The following is a 1,034-nucleotide window of genomic DNA, read 5'->3' as shown; positions in this document are numbered from 1 at the left end:
CATGAGGCGATTACGGCGCTGGCGGCGGATGGCTTCGGGACGTTCGTCGAGTGCAGTGCTCATCCCGTTTTGACGGTTGCGGTGGAGGACACTCTCGCCGAACTTCCGGATGCTCGTGCGGTGGTCGTCGGATCGCTGCGTCGCGGCGAGGGTGGTTTGCGTCGGATGTTGGCGAGTGCGGCTGAGGCGTGGGTGCGTGGGGTGGACGTCGACTGGTCGGTGTTCTTCGCGGGGCGGACGTATGGCCGGGTCGAACTGCCGACATATGCCTTCCAGCGACGTCGCTACTGGCTGGAGGACGTCAGCCCCGTGCAGGACGCTTCCGGTCTGGGTTTGGGTTCGCTGGATCATCCGTTGTTGGGGGCGGGTGTGGTGTTGGGTGATGGGCGGGGTGGGGTGTTCACGGGGCGGTTGTCGTTGGGGAGTCACGGGTGGTTGGGGGATCATGTGGTGCTTGGGGTGGTGTTGGTGCCGGGTGTGGCGTTGGTGGAGTTGGTGGTGCGGGCGGGGGATGAGGTGGGGTGTGGTGTGGTGGAGGAGTTGGTGATTGAGGCGCCGTTGGTGGTGCCGGAGCGTGGTGGGGTGCAGGTTCAGGTGCTGGTGGAGGGTGGGGACGGTTCTGGTCGGCGTGGGGTGTCGGTGTTTTCGCGGTCTGATGGGGATGAGCGGGCGGTGTGGACTCGGCATGCGGTGGGTGTGCTGGCGCCCGACGAGGTGGAACTGGTGCCTGAGGGTTGGGGTGGGGTGTGGCCTCCGGTGGGTGCGGTGGCGGTGGATGTGGAGGGGTTTTATGAGGGTCTGGCGGGGCGGGGTTATGTGTATGGGCCGGTGTTTCGGGGGTTGTGTGGGGTGTGGGAGCGGGGTGGGGAGGTGTTTGTTGAGGTGGTGTTGCCGGAGGGGTTGGAGGGTGAGGTTGGGCGTTTTGGGGTGCATCCGGGGTTGTTTGATGCGGTGTTGCATGTGGGTGCGTTGGGGGAGGGGGTGCGGTTGCCGTTTTCGTGGGGTGGGGTGCGGCTGTTTGCGCGGGGTGCGGG

1 protein-coding gene is annotated in these 1,034 nt (G+C 66.2%); it reads left to right on the top strand.

What is annotated here, in order from left to right:
- A partial coding sequence (locus ACIBIW_RS36765; RefSeq protein WP_399342895.1) for a polyketide synthase dehydratase domain-containing protein occupies positions 1-1,034 on the top strand: 1,034 nt, incomplete at both ends.

It is taken from the genome of Streptomyces sp. NPDC050560, from assembly GCF_044457285.1.
Lineage (GTDB): Bacteria > Actinomycetota > Actinomycetes > Streptomycetales > Streptomycetaceae > Streptomyces.
Note: the sequence above shows the minus strand (reverse complement) of the source record. Positions and strands in the feature narration are given on the sequence as shown.